Source organism: Pseudalkalibacillus sp. Hm43 (assembly GCF_051842935.1).
GTDB lineage: Bacteria > Bacillota > Bacilli > Bacillales > Fictibacillaceae > Pseudalkalibacillus.
This window is the reverse complement of sequence record NZ_JBPXRR010000001.1, coordinates 2241097-2257413: the sequence shown is the minus strand read 5'-3', so window position 1 is coordinate 2257413 and position 16317 is coordinate 2241097. Positions and strand designations below refer to the sequence as shown.

Below are 16317 nucleotides of genomic sequence, written 5' to 3'. Positions count from 1 at the left end.
ATTGCAATAATAGTGTAATATATTACTTGGCTTATATTGTTAGGAGGGAATTGCGAAATGTTGAAACGAGTAACTGCAGCTATGATGGCTTTCGCATTGATGCTGACTGGTGGAGCTGGTGTACTTGCTGCAACAGAAAAACCAGAAGGCATGGATAAAGCGATCGAAAAGCATTTGGAAGAGGAATACTACGATTATAATAAAAAATATGAACCTAAATATTCTGAAACGATCAAGGTAGAAGCAACTCCTCAAGCAGAAGAAGGAGAAGAGGCTGAAGCTTCTGGTCCGATTACAGTTTATGCTTCTCTTGTAGAATTCCAAACAGTGCGTGATAACATCTTTACGTTTGCACACCGTGAAGTCGTATACTACGATGCGACAAACGAGAAGGTTCTTACTGGAACTGAAGTCGGAAAACTACAAAACGAAGAATTGACTCAGTTCAAAGAGCAATTTGCTCATCTTGGTAAGAAGATGAACATTGGTTGGATCATGTTCTTGCATGCATTGATTTTGATTGTTCCTGCCTATCTTATGTTCGTCTGGAGCAACCAAGTTTATTCTTCTACAAGTTTCCAAATTCGAAACAACCTTTACAACCAAAAGCACACATTCAACTAATAGAACGTACGCCTTAATAAAAAAGGGGCTGACTCTTGATGAGTCCGGCCCCTTTTACATGTGTTTAGAGAAGATAGGTATGTTCAATCGGTATCGGCTATATATTTGTACTTGAGACTTCCAAAACAGATCCTGTATCAGCATCAACTGTGAAGAGGAAATGTTCTTCACCGGATGGAGTTTCACGGGTGAACCCACCCTTGTAGACGTTGTAAGCCAATCCATGGAGATCCAGCGTCTCCTTGTTGGTGTAGATCCAAGAACCGCTGACTTTGGATGACACTCTCTTTTTGATCGTATTCAGTGCTGCTTCAGGCGTGACTGGTCTGGACTTCATCTGATTGGTTACGAGTGCACCAACGAGAAAGCCTATGCCGGCACCGACGAGGGTAGATGTTTTCAAAATGGCATGCCCCTTTCCAACATTATTGATATCCTTTATTGTATAGTATAACAGAATGGGTTTTGTCTTTAACATAACCAACCACTGAGGGTTCGTAATTCCCACCCCTCATTAAACAAAACTAGGGAGCGTGAACATTTATTTTTTGTGATTTCACACTCCACTTGTTTTCAGGTGGAGTTTTTCATTTTAAAAGAGAATGGTATTAAATGAATACACCTTGCAAAATCTTCAATGCTCCCCTTAAAAAGACTTTTGCGAGGATAGCGAGCAAGATCTTGATGAGAAAATGTCAATCGTCAAGCTTGCTTGTAAGATTTTATTTCTCATCAAGATCAAGGGGGAGCATTTGTTATGAACCTAAAAATTAAAGGAGGGCACGTATGATGGACTTTCAAATACCGAAGAAGGTCGAACGGATCGACGAAGACATCCAAAGACACGAGTTGAAATATCACCACAAGCGCGTTGCCGTGACGAAAGAATTCACTTTCGATGCTGCCCATCATCTCCATTGTTATGAAGGAAAATGCAAAAGCCTACATGGGCACACGTATAAATTGATCATTACCATCAGCGGTTACGTCAATGACATCGGCATTACCGTCGATTTCGGCGACATCAAAACCATGTTCAAGGAGGAGATCGATTCCAAACTCGATCATCGTTATTTGAACGAAGTTTTACCGAATATGAATACGACGGCTGAAAATATGATCGTTTGGATTTGGGAACAGCTCGACCGACGCCTCCAAGCGGATGAATACAAAAAGCTCGGGACCCGAATTGAAGAGTTGAAATTGTATGAAACGCCGACCAGTTATGCAACCTTGAAACGAGAGTGGATGGAAAATGAATAAACAAATGATTTTACCGGATAAAAAAGAATACATGCAATGGGAGCTTCCGATGGTAGAAATCTTCGAAACGGTTGAAGGAGAAGGTGGCATGGCAGGCTTTCCGACCGTCTTCGTTCGTGTCTTCCACTGCAACTTGAGATGTACATGGTGCGATACGGACTACAGTTATGCACCAGCGAAGGAAGAGTTCAAAGCGACGATTCAGGAAATCATCGAGAAAATCGATTCTTTCTCCAGTCACCGCATCTGTTTTACAGGTGGAGAACCGCTCATCCATGGGAAAAAATCTGCAGCTCTCTTAGCAGCGATGTGCGAGCTCGACCATATTTCAGACGTCCATATCGAAACGAACGGTGCGATTGATCTCGTTCCATTTGAAGAACTCCGGAACGAACATGAACAAATCAGAGAGAAAGCACGGTTCATCATGGATTTCAAACTGCCGGACTCTGGAGAAATGGACCGGATGATTTACTCGAATTTCAACATTCTGAAACCTCAGGATGAAATCAAGTTCGTCATCGGCGACGACGAAGATTTCGACGTCGCGACGTCCGTCGTCAAGGAGCATCACAAGCTCGGGCAAGTTTTATACAGTCCCGTTTGGGAAACGATGCCTCCGAAAAAATTGGTGTCTAAAATTTTGGCAGAACCATTACCAGAAGTGAAGTTGAGTCTGCAGATGCATAAAGTCATCTGGGACCCGAATCAGAGGGGAGTTTAGACTAAAATGAAAAAAGCAGTTGTCGTTTTAAGCGGTGGTCTGGATAGTACAACTTGCATGGGAATGGCTAAAGAACAAGGCTATTCTCTCTATCCGATCACTTTCCATTACGGACAAAGACATAACCGTGAAGTAGAGCAAGCAGAAAAAGTTGCAAAGCATTTTGACGCTCCAGAACACCGGATCGTTGACGTCAGCTTCCTTCAACAAATCGGTGGCAGTGCCTTGACAGATGAATCGATCGAGGTCCGCCAGGGCGGAGTGGATGAAGAAATCCCTGCAACTTACGTACCTGCTCGAAACATGATTTTTCTTTCTCTAGCGAGTGCTTATGCGGAGGTCATCGGTGCAGAAGCGATTTTCATCGGGGTATCTGCAGTCGATTTCAGCGGTTATCCGGATTGCAGACCGGAGTTCATTGAAAGCATGAATCAAACAGTGAACCTTGCGACGAAAGCAGGGGCTACTGGTGGACATTTGAATATTGAAGCACCACTCATCCATATGACGAAGAAAGAAACGATTGAAGAAGGACTCCGACTTGATGTACCGTATGAGCTTACAACTTCTTGTTACCTTGGAGAAGAAGTCGCTTGCGGTGAATGTGATAGCTGTCTTCTTCGCTTGAAAGGTTTTGAAGAGGCTGGAGCGAAAGACCCGATCCCTTATGCAAAAAGACGCTGATTCTAGCGACTCTCCTGAAGTTACGTTACAATAGTTGTGGAGAATAAACTATTGTAATGAGAAGGGTGAAATGATGAACGAAGAAACGATGCAGCTTTTTAAAACGCTGACAGAATTGCAAGGGGCACCTGGATTCGAGCATGACGTTCGTAAGTTTATGCGCAGTGAGCTCGAGCCAGTGTCAGATGAAATCATACAGGACAAGCTCGGCAGTATTTTCGGCGTGAAAAAAGGAAAAGAGAACGATCCGAAAATCATGGTAGCCGGGCACATGGACGAAGTCGGTTTCATGGTCTCCCAAATCACACGTAACGGAATGCTGAAGTTTGAAACGTTAGGTGGATGGTGGAGTCAGGTATTGCTTGCGCAACGTGTGCAGGTCATGACAGATAACGGACCTGTCATCGGTGTCATCGGTTCTACACCGCCTCACTTGTTGGAAGAATCTCAACGCTCTAAACCAATGCCTATGAAGCACATGTACATCGATATCGGTGCGGATGATCGTGAAGATGCAAAAGCAATCGGAATCCGACCAGGTCAGCCGATTGTACCAATCTGTCCTTTCACACCAATGGCAAACAGCAAGAAAATCCTTGCAAAGGCTTGGGATAACCGATACGGCGTCGGACTTGCCATTGAGCTGATGAAGGAACTCCAAGGTACAGAGCTTCCGAACACATTGTTCTCAGGTGCGACGGTCCAAGAAGAAGCAGGCTTAAGGGGAGCTAAAACGGCTGCGAACATGATTCAGCCTGACTTGTTCTTCGCATTGGATGCAAGTCCTGCCAATGATTCGAACGGAGATAAAGATGCATTCGGTCAACTAGGAAAAGGGGCATTGCTTCGAATCCTCGACCGCACGATGATTACGCATAAAGGAATACGGGACTATATCCTGGACACTGCTGAATCCAACGATATTCCTTACCAATATTTCATTTCCAAAGGTGGAACGGATGCAGGAAGCGTCCACGTGGCGAATGAAGGCGTTCCTTCCGCAGTGGTCGGGATCTGCTCCCGTTACATCCACACATCTGCATCCATGATTCACATCGATGATTATGCAGCAGCGAAAGAATTACTGATTAAGCTTGTCAAACAGGCTGACCGATCCACAGTGGATCAAATCATCTACGATTGATGGACAGAGGTGTCAGGCACTTAGTTGCCTGGCACTTTTTACATACGAGGGAGTGTTGAGAATGAAGATAGCAGTCGGATCCAAAAATCCAGCAAAGGTCAATGCAGTCTGTGAAGTTGTCCAGTCTCTCGGATGGGAAGTCGAAGGGGTGGATGTACCTTCTGACGTTTCGGCCCAACCATTCACGGATTCCGAGACGAGGAAAGGAGCATTCAACCGTGCGAAAGCTTGTTTGGCACTTGGTTATGACCTCGGAATTGGGCTAGAAGGTGGCGTAGAGGATACGGAAGAAGGTCTATTCTTATGTAACTGGGGAGCGCTCGTGACTAAAGAGGAAAAGACCTATTTTGCAAGTGGTGCCAAGATCGTGTTACCAGAAGAAATCAGTTCGCAAGTCCGTGCCGGTTCTGAACTGGGAGACGTGATGGCTACTTACACCGATCAAAAGGATGTCCGTAAGAAAGAGGGAGCGGTAGGTATTTTCACGACTGGACGAATTACACGTAGCGATATGTTCGCACACATCGTTAATCTCTTAATCGGACAGTATGAATTTAATCGACAATAATGGAAAAGAGTCATCCTCGATCCTATGAGTAGGATTGGAGATTGACTCTTTTTCTTACTTACGTCCTAATAAGCCACCAATGATTCCACCGTCTCCAGATCCTGAACCTGAACCGTTGTTATCGTTTGAACCTGAGTCACCGTTGTCCCCAGCTCCTGATTCAGATCCACCAGTGGAACCGCCGGAACCTTCTTCAGTGCCACCAGTTGTGTCACCTTCACCAGTTTCACCGTTTGTAGTTCCACCGTTTCCAGATTCTGAAGATCCATCTCCAGTCGTATCTCCGCCACTGCCACTCTCACCACCAGATGTTCCACCAGTAGAGGTTTGATCTTCTGTCGTTGTATCACCTGCTGAAGATTCATCAGTTTGATCTCCACCATTAGTACTAGTATCTTCCGTTGTGTTCGAAGAGGCTGTGTCCTGTTCCTCAGTTGTTGAAGATGTTGAATCGGATGATCCCACTGAAAGATCAGTTGGAACCGCTTGAACAGCAGTTTCACCCGCATGTGCGGCATTGAATCGATCATAAGCCTCTTTACTGATATCCATACGGAAAGCATGTAGCTTCGACTCCCAGGACTGTTGGAACTTGTCTACACGATAGCTGACCAACTTACTCGCCAGGTTTTGAAGATTGGTTTTCAAGTCCTCGAAATTGGCATTGCCACCGTTCCTGTAGGAATAATAAGCGTTCAACACATTTTTCATATCCGTGAACGATTGCTTCGACACCTTCTGGTCATCCGATTCATAACGACCCTTCAGGTGATCGTCATTCCTGGATTCATATCCATTCGTCTGTTTCGATTCATTTTTCGTGTAATCATTGCTGTAGTTATACGTGTTGTTATTGGATTGATAGTACGTATTAGATGAATGATTCACTTGCATCGTCAATCGTCACCCCCTTTCGTCACTTTATATATCGGCAAAGAAGGGTGACTATTTGACTATTAACAATCGACAAAATAAAACAAAAGTCCCGATATAGGAATAAAAAAACCAGTCTGATTAGGATTCAGACTGGTAGTTTCTAAAGTACTTATTCCGTTTCAAAAACGTAGGAGAGTGCTTTCAATGCTTGATCGAAATTTTCCACAGTTGCAGTCGCTTTATTGGAGAGTTCTTTCAAAGCATGATGAAGCGATTCATCTCTCACTAGAATGAGTGGCTTGTTATGGGCAAGCGCCGTCGACGCATCCATCGCTGTGTTCCATTGTTTATAACTGTCACCGAAAAAGGCGAGCACGACATCCGATTTTGCCATTAGGATCTCCGTCCGTAAATTATTGAAATCGGATGCTTTGTCATCTTTTACGATTTTCGTCGGTTGCTCACCAAGGATCTCTTCACCAATCGCATCTGAACGGCTATGATTGGTCATCGGACTGACGAACTGCAAAGGGAGATTCATCTGTTCTGCTTTCTGGATCAACTCATTCCGCCAATCGTCATGGATCTGCCCTGCTAGATAAACTGTTAATTGCATGGTCTCACTCCTTATTCATAATCTCACTCTATCGTAACATGAAATTTCTGAAAACTTGCCAGATTATGCTTGAATGATAGTCAGTAGAAAAGGGCATCCTGATGGCTGAGAATAGAAAGACAGGTGAGGTCACATGAATAAAAGAATCATTTTACAGATATCATTATTGATTGTATTGGTCATTTCGGTATGGGTCGTATATGAATCCATGCCTTATTTTGATGATACAGAAGAGAGTATCACTGTAAGAGCTGGCCAATCACTTGATGAAGTGGCAGACAACCTTCATAAAGAGAAACTCATAAAAAACAAGATGTTCTTCGTCCTGTACGGTAAAGTTCAAGGGCTGGACGGCCAGGTGAAAAAAGGGACGCATAACATATCCAGTTCTCAGTCGATTGCCTCCATATACAAGGAGCTGATCACTTCGCCTTTAGAGGAGGGGATTACTGTCACCATTCCAGAAGGATTCTCTGTAGAACAGATTGCGTCACGCCTAGAGAAGGTGGGGCTCATCGATCGGAAAGCTTTTCTGGACATTGCTAAAACGGGGAAAGGGGTTCAGCATCCTCTCCTGAAGGAAATCAAAGCAAAAAAAGGTGTTACTTACCGTCTGGAAGGCTACTTGTTCCCAGATACATACTCATTCCAGAAACAAACATCATCAGAAGCTATCATCGAACGGATGATTTCGAGATTTGACGAGGTCCAAAAGGAAATCGGTACCCGGAAAGACTTCTCCTTGCATGAATGGGTCACGCTCGCATCTATCGTTGAAAAAGAAGCAGTCGTCGACAAAGAAAGAGAGTTGATCGCAGGGGTCTTCCACAATCGGATGGAAGACGATTGGCGCTTGCAGTCCTGTGCCACAGTACAATATGTGTTGGATAAACCGAAAGAGCGCCTGCTGTATAAGGATTTGGAAGTGGAAAGTCCTTATAACACTTATGTGAATGAAGGATTGCCACCAGGACCAATCAGTAACCCTGGAAAACAATCGCTGATAGCGAGTAAAAATGCGGACAACCATGATTATTACTTTTTCGTTGTAAAAGGAGATGGCTCGGGTGAGCATCATTTCTCTAAAACATTCAAGGAACATCAGAAACATACGGATCATAAAGGGAATTGGTAACATGCACACGAAAAAGGACGCCCGCAATGGGCGTCCTTCTCATTTATTTTTGTTCGTCTTCTTCGATAGTCACAGCCGCTTCATCCTTGTACCCAGGTTGAATCCCTTCTGGGGGATGCTCTTTTTTCTCGCCGTCGTTATGAAGCTCTTCTTCCACATAACTGCTTACAAGGTTGAATTGACCGACTTCTTCTTGTAGCAACATCGCGATGTGCTGTAATTCGTTCGCTGCGTTATTCACTTCATTGATCGCTTCTTTCTGGTGGATGCTAGAAGCGCTCACTTGCTCAGATGTTGCAACAGATTCCTGAGAAATTGCGCTTACTTCTTGCAGCTTCTCAGATAGTGCGGTATTCGAGGTTTGAACATCATTAATCGCATCACGTACTTGTTGGATACGTCCGTTGATTCCTGTCACATTATCCACGATTTTCGTAAAGGCTTGCTTCGTACGTTCTACAGAAGATTGTTGTTCTGTACGATAATGGTCAAACTGTTCCGCTTCACTGGACAGTTGTTCCATCTGTTCAGACATGATCGCAATCAGCTTGTAAATGTTTTGGGCCTCAGACTTGGATCGTTCTGCCAATTTACGGACTTCCTGCGCGACAACCGCAAATCCTCGACCAGCGTCACCCGCACGAGCCGATTCAATCGCTGCATTAAGGGCAAGAAGATCTGTGCTGCTTGCGATGTCTTTGATCGTATCGACGATGGATCCGATCTGTTGGGAGTTCTGATTCGCTTCCTGAACCTGTTGGATCAGGTGGTTTGCTAAGGATAAGAATTCATTTGAGCTCTTGTCCAAGTTGTGTACGATTTGGAGACCTTCTTTTCCTTCTTGTTCGGTCGCTTGAGAGTCTTCACTGATCAGGAAACTCAGCTCAGCGGATTCGTTGACGGAAGTTGTTACCCGTTCAATCAGCTCTGTACTTTCCACAAGATGATCAGCTTGAGATTGAGCACCTTCAGAAACCTGTTGGATCGCTTCGTTCACTTCTTCAGCCTGCGCTGTCGTTTCTTCTGAAATGGCGGCCAGGTTCTGTGAGGAAGAAGTCAATTTTTCAGATGCTTGATTGACTTCGTTCATCGCTTTTTGCATCTTTTCTGCCATCATATTGAACGTTGTCGCAAGTTCGCCCATCTCATCATCTTGTTCCACCTCGACACGGTGTCCGAGATGACCTTCTCCAATGATGGTCGCACCTTCTTTCAAGGTCATGATGGACGATGTGATTGTCCGTGTCAGCCATAATCCTAGAGCAACCATTGCTCCGAGAATGATCAGACTAAGGATGATCAGTGTCCATAGGAGGATGGTAGAAAGAGAATCTTGATTCTTAGAAATTGCAGCAGCTTCTTTCGTTACGCTCTCTTCCACATCTTGAATCGTCATTTCAAGGTTCATGCCGATTTCTTCAAATTCTACGACCGTGTTGTTGATCTGATCACGGTAGGACTGAATGGTATCCACAGCACTCGTGTATGCGAGGAATGCCGAGTTGAAAGCGGATTTGCTTTCAGAAGGGATCTCTGAAGATTTTACCGCTTCTTTCAACTTATCCTTCTGATCGTTGTATCGGTTCAGATCCGTTGTGGTGGATACTAAGAAATATTGTTTTTCCAGTACGCGGAGCTTATAAAATTCGTTTAAAAGTCCTTGGTCTGCAGAAGATAAAACATTGACCATCGCGCCTGATTTTTCATCCAGGATTCCGAGCATACTGTTGATGTCACCCGTCAAAGTGGCTGTACTGGTGAATGCGTCTTGATAGGTCGTCACTTGATCAGAGATTTCTGTATACGACTTTTTAAAGTCATTGTTGACGCCTTGTAGCTTTGTAATATGACCCTGTAGGTCGCTCAGCTCATTTGTGATTTCAGTAGTAATAGCCTCCCGGCTTGTACGCAAATACTCCTGTTCAAGCTTTCGGATATGTGAGAACTCACTGTTAAGAGCTGTCGTCTCCGCTGATAGTTCCTGTAGATTTGTTTTCTTCTTATCCATGTTTTGTGTCATGAACACATAGAACATCGTAAACGCAAATAAGACGACGACTCCGACGATCGCCATGATCATCATCAATCGTACTTTGTTCTTGATCGTCATCTGCGGCATGTTCGGCATCTTTGGTACTTTAGGCATTTTCGACAATTTCGGTATTTTTGGCATCTGAACCATTGTTTCTCCCCCTTGAATTCCCTTCCAGTTGCTATCTCTACTTCTACCTTTATATCTCATTAGGACACGTTTATAATAAAGACCGTGATGGTTATGTATAGATTGGGGTAGTTTAGAAATAGTCTATTTTCCTTACTTTTAATATCGTAGTTTGACAGAAAATTTTAATACTTTTCCAACAGATATTTTAAGGATTCATAAATTTGATCAACGTGGTAAAAAAATCTACTAAAGAACGGAGGAAAAGAATTGAAATCATTTTTAGCGAAAAAAGGCGTCACGCTATCATTACATACATATTTTGTTACAGCCCTAAGCTATATGGCACTTGGTCTTTTTTCATCCCTCATTGTCGGTCTGATTTTGAAGACAATCGGTGAACAAGTGCCAGCTCTTCCGATTTTTACAGAGATCGGTACGCTAGCGATGAGTTTGATGGGAGCGGCAATCGGTGTCGCGATCGCCTACGGATTGAATGCACCACCTCTTGTATTGTTCTCTGCTGTAATAGCCGGAGCTGCAGGTAGTGCGCTTGGTGGGGGACCTGCTGGAAGCTTCGTCGCTTCCGTCATTGCCGTTGAGATTGGAAAAATCGTCTCCAAAGAAACGAAGGTCGACATCATCGTCACACCGATCGTCACTGTGACTGCCGGATACCTGGTAGCTAAATTCATCGGTCCGAAAATCTCTGATGTGATGGTGAACTTTGGCGAGTTGATCATGTGGGCGACTGAACAGCGTCCTTTCGTCATGGGGATTCTTGTGGCAGCTTTAATGGGGCTTGCACTTACTGCACCGATCTCCAGTGCGGCCATTGCCATCATGCTCGGTCTGGATGGGCTTGCGGCAGGAGCTGCAACAATCGGTTGCGCCGCTCAGATGATCGGTTTTGCGACCGCGAGCTTCCGGGACAATGGATGGGGCGGTTGGCTTGCTCAAGGTCTTGGGACATCGATGTTACAAGTCGCCAACATTGTCAAAAAACCCGTCATCCTCTTACCACCGACTTTGGCGGGTATGTTGCTTGCACCTTTTGGAACGGTCGTGTGGGTCACGTCGAACATACCTGCAGGAGCCGGAATGGGGACGAGCGGATTTGTCGGTCAGATCATGACGTTTAGAGCGATGGGCTTCAATATGGAAACGTTCATGATTGTTGCCCTGTTGCACTTCATTGGACCTGCTATCCTCTCTCTTGTAATATCAGAATATATGAGGAAAAAGGGACTCATCCAACCAGGTGACATGAAAATTGATTATTAAACAGGAGGAAAAGATAAAATGAAAACGATCAACTCAGTAGAAGAGTGGAAGGAAGCCATTCAATCGGACAACGCAATCATTATGTTTTCAGCAGATTGGTGTCCGGATTGTGTATTCGTAAAACCAATCATGGAAGAAATTGAACAAGAACAGGGTGCGTTCGAGTACTATTATGTGAATCGTGATCAACACATCGAATTGGCTCAAGAGAACGATATTTTCGGTATTCCGAGCTTCCTTGCGTTCCGGAACGGAGAAGAAGTCGGAAGGTACGTGGACAAAGAACGGAAGACGAAAGAGCAAATCGAGAAGTTCCTTCAATCAGTAAGGTAAAACAGTGACTTTTTCCCTTTCAGGTGTTACAATTTAGCATTAGAGATATGTTCTCTATCGTTTTCAGAAAGGGTGAAAAAAGTGGCAAAAGTTGATGTTGACCACAGTAAATACGCTGGTATTCGATTTGATATAGAAAATGAGGATGTTATCCTTGTCGATATTCTTGAAACAATTCCATACGAGTATGCAGGGAAAAATACACTCGTAACGATTCCGACGACAGAATTCACTTCTGTTTGTCCTTGGTCAGGCCTACCTGATTTCGCAGAATTCCACATCAGTTACATTCCGAATGAAAAATTGGTGGAAATGAAATCGTTGAAGTATTACCTGACTTCTTACCGTAATGTAGGGATCTATCAAGAGCATGCAACAAACCGCATCCTTGACGATCTCGTTCAACTCCTTGATCCGAAAGAGATGCAGATCACAGCAATCTGGAACGCTCGTGGCGGACTAGGAACAGAAGTTGTCGCTGAATACAAAAAAGGCGAATAATAAAAAACTAACTCTCTAGGGGTCTCGCCCTATCGGTAGCATGACCCTGGGGCTGGCTCATCTCTTATGTGTGATGGAGTCAGCCTTTCTTTGTATAGGAACATCGTCAGTTGAAGGAGGATTTGAAAATGGAGCCTATCGAACTGAAACGTATTTTAGAGAAAAAGTTGAAAGCGGAAGACCGTTCATTCAACTATGATCATAAGGAAAAGACATTAAGAATTGAACATACAGGTAGCGGGAAAGGCATCACCTTGTCCTTACCTGGATTGACTGCAAAATATGAAGAGCGGAAAGATGCTGCCATTGATGAAGTGGTGCATCACGTCAACGAAGTGTTCTCTGTCATGCAGAAGGAACAATCGCTAGATGGGAATCAAAAAGGCATTTTCCCAGTCATCCGTTCAACGTCATTCCCTACAGAAAACAATGGTGAGGAATTGGTTTTTGAAGAGCACACTGCTGAAACGCGTATATTTTACGCACAGGATCTCGGCAACTCTTACCGCCTGTTGACGAAGAAGTTGCTAGAAAAAGAAGGTTGGGATATGAAGCAGTTGAAAGAAATCGGCCGCTTCAACCTGCGATCATTGGACACTTCTATGAAAGAAGATCAGGTAGCAGGCAATCGCTTCTTTTTCCTCAACAGCAATGACGGCTATGACGCGAGCCGCATTCTGAACCAACAGCTTTTAGAAGAAATGAACGAGAAAGTCGAAGGGACGATGGCAATCGCAGTTCCCCATCAAGATGTTTTGATTATTGCCGATATACGAAATGATCAAGGCTATGATATTCTCGGACAGATGTCGATGCATTTTTTCTCAAACGGAAGAGTACCGGTAACCGCATTGCCTTTCTTATATGATGAAGGCGAACTGGAACCGATCTTCATCTTAGCAAAAAACAAACCAACTGAAGCAGAATAATTGAGTACGAGGAAGGGGTAAGACCTTATGGTGAACGTTCATTACAATGAAAAAGGAATTGGAGATGTTCTGTTAGTCACACTTGATGCAGGAGAAGTGACTGAACGTAACTACGAAAAGAGCGGAGATGTCGTGAAGCTGGTCGATCAAAAGGACGGTCGTACACTGGGTTTCAACATCTTCAATGCTTCTCAAAACTTTAATTTTTCGGGTCATGGAAAAATTGATGTGACCGATGAACTCGTAGATGAACTGAACACATTCTTGAAGAAAAACAATGTGGATGATCAAATCGAATTCGATTCCCGTCCTGACTTCATCGTAGGGTATGTGGAATCCAAAGAAAAGCACCCTGATGCGGACAAGCTAAGTGTCTGCCAAGTGAATATCAGCGATGAAACACTTCAGATCGTTTGCGGTGCTCCGAACATCGATCAAGGACAAAAGGTCGTCGTATCACGCGTTGGCGCTGTCATGCCAAGCGGTATGTTGATTAAAGAAGCAGAACTTCGCGGTGTGAAATCGTCTGGAATGATCTGCTCCGCTAAAGAGCTTGATTTACCAGATGCGCCTCAGGAAAAGGGAATACTTGTCCTGGAAGATTCCTACGAGGTCGGAACAGACTTCTTCGCTGGAAAATAAGTAGATACAGAAGAAAACAACCAGGGCTGACTCTGGTTGTTTTCTACTACGTATTTACCTTTTCATAGGAAAAACTGTGAGAATTACGATTGTTTCTTTTCTTTAGCCCCTTATAAAAAGAAGGTAATTCCGATATTCTTAAAGTACCTTTGAAATTAGCTTTTTCCGCAAAAAGCTAAAGAAATAAGGATCAGAGAGAGAAAATTCAATTAAAAAAGGTGAATGCATACATGTCAAATTGGTTCAAAAAAATGATGGATCTCATCTTAGATGATGAGGGTGAAAATAAAGAGAGTGGTCGTTCATCTGAACGGAAAAGTACTAAACCAAGCAGGTCACAGGGGAAAGCGGTCGGTCGTTTAGAAGACAGCAATCGTTCTATCGAGCCCAAAATGGTACACCAGTACCCGCAAGAAGGGAACTTCCGCTTCCCGGTAATTCCTGATGAGGAGAAGAACAGACCTCAGTTTAATCGAAAGCGAAGCCAAAACCGTCCTGTACACGATGATTCAGAGCGAAACCATTCTGTGCATCAGTCACAACGTACAGAAAAGACAACCGAAAGAAAAAGAGCGGACCGTCCAAAACCAAACGTACAAGATCAATCAGATAGACCAAAATTCACTGGCGTCAACTTTACGGCTTCGGACATACCGTCTCCTATTTATGGCTTCAGGGAGAGACCATCTGTCTTCCCACCTCAGCAACAAGAGCAGAAAAACGAAGCAGAAGAAAAATACACAACGTATGAACCTGGCTATGAAACGTTGAAGGCCATTCATGAAGAGTACGAAGATCATCATGAAGTCACCGAAACTCTACAAGAAGATGCTCAAGATTTTCAAGTAGAGTCAGATAGCTTGATTGAAGATATTGAAATGGAGTACCCACCTCAAACGACCGAGGAAGAATCCGATGAAGATGAACATGTAGAGGATCTCGGACTCCAAACCATTTTTGAATTAGAAAAAGAAGAAAACATGGACTCCTACACAGATACATATGAAGAACTAGATGAAGAATTCAGTGAAGAAATAGAAGAAGAAACATATGAAGATGAACTAGATGATGCAGCTTGTGATGATGAGCTTCCATCAGTCAACGATGCAGAAGAATTAGAAGAAACGAATGTTGCTGAAAAGCAAGAGGACCAACCAACTGAAGCTCTCCAACAGTCTTCTGAAAAACAAGAGCAAGATACACACGAAAATCCGGAAACAAGAAAAGAAAAACGGAATCCGATTGCTTCAGACCAGAAAAAAGGCATGATTCCTTTCAATGTCATGATGCTGCAACGTGATCGGAAACCTAAACAACAGGAAGATAGACAACAGAAAGAGCATCCACAGGAAAGAAAACAGACTCAAATGGTAGAACGAAATTATCGGTTCCCTTCTGAGCAATTATTGGATGAAGAATTGATTGAAACGAACGAGGACGACTCCTGGCTACAAGATCAAATCGACTTGCTCCAGTCGACACTCGATAATTTCAACGTTAAAGCGAAAGTGATTGGAGCTACGAAAGGACCTTCTGTCACTCGAATAGAAGTTCAACCAGCTCCTGGAGTCAAAGTCAACAAAATCACGAACCTGTCAGATGATATCAAGCTCAGCCTAGCGGCAAAAGATATCCGGATGGAGGCACCGATTCCAGGTAAGAATGCAATCGGAATCGAAGTACCGAACAAAGTGAGTCAAGCGGTCACATTACGCGAAATCATCACCCATCCCGCTTTCCATGAGAGCAAATCACCACTATCGGTCGCGCTCGGATTGGACATTTCCGGTCAGCCTGTCATTACAGACCTGCAGAAAATGCCGCACGGTCTGATTGCAGGTGCGACAGGCTCTGGTAAAAGTGTCTGCATCAACTCCTTGTTGATCAGCATTTTGTATAAATCACATCCAGATGATGTCCGTTTATTACTCATTGATCCGAAGATGGTCGAGCTTGCGCCGTATAATAAACTTCCTCATCTCGTAACGCCAGTCATCACGGATGCGAAGGAAGCGACACAAGGCTTGAAGTGGGCTGTGGATGAAATGGAACGCCGTTATGAATTGTTTGCGAAGTCCGGCGTGAGAGATATGGAACGGTTCAACAAGCTCGTCAAAGAAAAAGGTGAACCTGATCAGAAGCTTCCATACATCGTAGTTGTCATCGATGAGCTCGCCGACTTGATGATGGTCTCTCCACAAGAGGTCGAGGATTCAATCTGCCGTATCGCTCAAAAAGCGCGTGCGTGTGGTATCCACCTCTTGTTGGCTACACAACGTCCATCGGTCGACGTCATCACAGGACTCATCAAAGCGAACATCCCGACACGAGTCGCTTTCGCCGTTTCTTCCTCTGTCGATTCACGAACGATCATCGACACGAACGGCGCTGATAAACTCCTCGGAAAAGGTGATATGTTGTTCTTAGGCAATGGCGTCTCCAAACCTGTACGAATCCAAGGGAACTTCGTATCGGATGATGAAATCGAACGAATTACCGACCATGTGAAAAAACAAAAGGAACCGGAATATTTCTTTGAAAAGGAAGAACTGATCCAATCCACACTTGAATTCGATCAGAGTGATGAATTGTTTGATGAAGCGTGTGAGTTTGTTCTGGATCAAGGGGCTGCTTCATCATCCTCCCTTCAACGGAGATTCCGGATCGGTTACAATCGTGCAGCTCGACTCATCGACATGATGGAAGCGAAAGGTTTCGTTTCTGAAGCAATGGGTAGTAAACCAAGGAACGTACTCATAACGAAACAAGAGTACTATGAGCAATCTGGTGAAGAAATGAGACAATCGTAGAAACCCTTGTCATATCTTTAGTC

The 16317-nt window shown here is 44.0% G+C and carries 17 protein-coding genes; 13 read left to right on the top strand and 4 right to left on the bottom strand.

Annotation, left to right across the window (positions count from 1 at the left end; all coding sequences use genetic code 11):
* The first annotated feature begins 57 nt into the window (after positions 1–57).
* Positions 58–624: a hypothetical protein gene (locus tag ACSVDE_RS11915; protein WP_439301107.1), complete on the top strand. Its 567-nt coding sequence runs from the start codon at positions 58–60 to the stop codon at positions 622–624.
* Positions 625–721: 97 nt separating this feature from the next.
* Here ACSVDE_RS11915 and ACSVDE_RS11910 read toward each other — a convergent pair whose 3' ends face one another.
* A complete protein-coding gene (locus ACSVDE_RS11910) occupies positions 722–1027 on the bottom strand; it encodes a PepSY domain-containing protein (RefSeq protein WP_439301106.1) in 306 nt (101 codons plus the stop codon).
* Positions 1028–1410: 383 nt separating this feature from the next.
* Between ACSVDE_RS11910 and queD the strand changes: the two genes are divergently transcribed.
* The 5 genes from queD (at position 1411) to ACSVDE_RS11885 (ending at position 5007) form a co-directional block, all read left to right on the top strand.
* Complete coding sequence (gene queD, locus ACSVDE_RS11905) at positions 1411–1887, top strand: 6-carboxytetrahydropterin synthase QueD (protein WP_439301105.1); 477 nt, start codon at positions 1411–1413, stop codon at positions 1885–1887.
* Positions 1880–2611 carry a 7-carboxy-7-deazaguanine synthase QueE gene (locus ACSVDE_RS11900; protein ID WP_439301104.1) on the top strand — a complete coding sequence of 244 codons (732 nt, stop codon included), beginning with the start codon at positions 1880–1882 and terminating at the stop codon, positions 2609–2611. The genes queD and ACSVDE_RS11900 overlap by 8 nt, the downstream gene beginning before the upstream one ends.
* A gap of 6 nt (positions 2612–2617) precedes the next feature.
* Positions 2618–3295, top strand: coding sequence for a 7-cyano-7-deazaguanine synthase QueC (gene queC / locus ACSVDE_RS11895; protein ID WP_439301103.1), 678 nt, complete (start codon positions 2618–2620; stop codon positions 3293–3295).
* Between the two features lie 73 nt (positions 3296–3368).
* Complete coding sequence (locus ACSVDE_RS11890) at positions 3369–4439, top strand: M42 family metallopeptidase (protein WP_439301985.1); 1071 nt, start codon at positions 3369–3371, stop codon at positions 4437–4439.
* Between the two features lie 61 nt (positions 4440–4500).
* The gene (locus ACSVDE_RS11885; RefSeq protein WP_439301102.1) at positions 4501–5007 is read left to right on the top strand and encodes a DUF84 family protein; all 507 of its coding nucleotides are present in this window, start codon (positions 4501–4503) and stop codon (positions 5005–5007) included.
* Between the two features lie 54 nt (positions 5008–5061).
* On the opposite strand, the gene ACSVDE_RS11880 is transcribed toward ACSVDE_RS11885, so the two are convergent.
* Positions 5062–5907 (bottom strand): hypothetical protein, encoded by an 846-nt coding sequence (locus ACSVDE_RS11880; RefSeq protein ID WP_439301101.1) that lies wholly within the window; start codon positions 5905–5907, stop codon positions 5062–5064.
* Between the two features lie 145 nt (positions 5908–6052).
* Positions 6053–6499, bottom strand: coding sequence for a YtoQ family protein (locus ACSVDE_RS11875; protein WP_439301100.1), 447 nt, complete (start codon positions 6497–6499; stop codon positions 6053–6055).
* Positions 6500–6632: 133 nt separating this feature from the next.
* Here ACSVDE_RS11875 and mltG point away from each other — a divergent pair, with 133 nt between their 5' ends.
* Positions 6633–7634 carry an endolytic transglycosylase MltG gene (gene mltG / locus ACSVDE_RS11870; protein WP_439301099.1) on the top strand — a complete coding sequence of 334 codons (1002 nt, stop codon included), beginning with the start codon at positions 6633–6635 and terminating at the stop codon, positions 7632–7634.
* 43 nt (positions 7635–7677) lie between these two features.
* Here mltG and ACSVDE_RS11865 read toward each other — a convergent pair whose 3' ends face one another.
* A complete protein-coding gene (locus ACSVDE_RS11865; RefSeq protein ID WP_439301098.1) occupies positions 7678–9816 on the bottom strand; it encodes a methyl-accepting chemotaxis protein in 2139 nt (712 codons plus the stop codon).
* A gap of 249 nt (positions 9817–10065) precedes the next feature.
* Between ACSVDE_RS11865 and ACSVDE_RS11860 the strand changes: the two genes are divergently transcribed.
* The 6 genes from ACSVDE_RS11860 to ACSVDE_RS11835 all read left to right on the top strand — a co-directional run bounded on the left by ACSVDE_RS11860 (position 10066) and on the right by ACSVDE_RS11835 (position 16294).
* A complete protein-coding gene (locus ACSVDE_RS11860) occupies positions 10066–11079 on the top strand; it encodes a PTS transporter subunit IIC (RefSeq protein WP_439301097.1) in 1014 nt (337 codons plus the stop codon).
* Positions 11080–11097: 18 nt separating this feature from the next.
* Positions 11098–11412, top strand: coding sequence for a thioredoxin family protein (locus ACSVDE_RS11855; RefSeq protein WP_439301096.1), 315 nt, complete (start codon positions 11098–11100; stop codon positions 11410–11412).
* Between the two features lie 81 nt (positions 11413–11493).
* The gene (gene queF / locus ACSVDE_RS11850) at positions 11494–11913 is read left to right on the top strand and encodes a preQ(1) synthase (protein WP_439301095.1); all 420 of its coding nucleotides are present in this window, start codon (positions 11494–11496) and stop codon (positions 11911–11913) included.
* A 122-nt stretch (positions 11914–12035) separates the two neighbouring features.
* Positions 12036–12842, top strand: a complete 807-nt coding sequence (locus ACSVDE_RS11845) for a DUF1444 domain-containing protein (RefSeq protein WP_439301094.1) — start codon at positions 12036–12038, stop codon at positions 12840–12842.
* A gap of 30 nt (positions 12843–12872) precedes the next feature.
* Positions 12873–13484, top strand: a complete 612-nt coding sequence (gene ytpR / locus ACSVDE_RS11840; RefSeq protein ID WP_439301984.1) for a YtpR family tRNA-binding protein — start codon at positions 12873–12875, stop codon at positions 13482–13484.
* A 230-nt stretch (positions 13485–13714) separates the two neighbouring features.
* Entirely contained in the window at positions 13715–16294 is a 2580-nt protein-coding gene (locus tag ACSVDE_RS11835) for a DNA translocase FtsK (RefSeq protein WP_439301093.1), read from the top strand.
* Positions 16295–16317: the final 23 nt, after the last annotated feature.

What these genes read in the sequence shown, in the direction of transcription:
- ACSVDE_RS11915 (WP_439301107.1), top strand. Translation starts at nt 58, where the DNA reads ATGTTGAAACGAGTAACTGCAGCTATGATGGCTTTCGCATTGATGCTG.
- queD (WP_439301105.1), top strand. Translation starts at nt 1,411, where the DNA reads ATGATGGACTTTCAAATACCGAAGAAGGTCGAACGGATCGACGAAGAC.
- ACSVDE_RS11900 (WP_439301104.1), top strand. Translation starts at nt 1,880, where the DNA reads ATGAATAAACAAATGATTTTACCGGATAAAAAAGAATACATGCAATGG.
- queC (WP_439301103.1), top strand. Translation starts at nt 2,618, where the DNA reads ATGAAAAAAGCAGTTGTCGTTTTAAGCGGTGGTCTGGATAGTACAACT.
- ACSVDE_RS11890 (WP_439301985.1), top strand. Translation starts at nt 3,369, where the DNA reads ATGAACGAAGAAACGATGCAGCTTTTTAAAACGCTGACAGAATTGCAA.
- ACSVDE_RS11885 (WP_439301102.1), top strand. Translation starts at nt 4,501, where the DNA reads ATGAAGATAGCAGTCGGATCCAAAAATCCAGCAAAGGTCAATGCAGTC.
- ACSVDE_RS11875 (WP_439301100.1), bottom strand. Translation starts at nt 6,499, where the DNA reads ATGCAATTAACAGTTTATCTAGCAGGGCAGATCCATGACGATTGGCGG.
- mltG (WP_439301099.1), top strand. Translation starts at nt 6,633, where the DNA reads ATGAATAAAAGAATCATTTTACAGATATCATTATTGATTGTATTGGTC.
- ACSVDE_RS11865 (WP_439301098.1), bottom strand. Translation starts at nt 9,816, where the DNA reads ATGGTTCAGATGCCAAAAATACCGAAATTGTCGAAAATGCCTAAAGTA.
- ACSVDE_RS11855 (WP_439301096.1), top strand. Translation starts at nt 11,098, where the DNA reads ATGAAAACGATCAACTCAGTAGAAGAGTGGAAGGAAGCCATTCAATCG.
- ACSVDE_RS11835 (WP_439301093.1), top strand. Translation starts at nt 13,715, where the DNA reads ATGTCAAATTGGTTCAAAAAAATGATGGATCTCATCTTAGATGATGAG.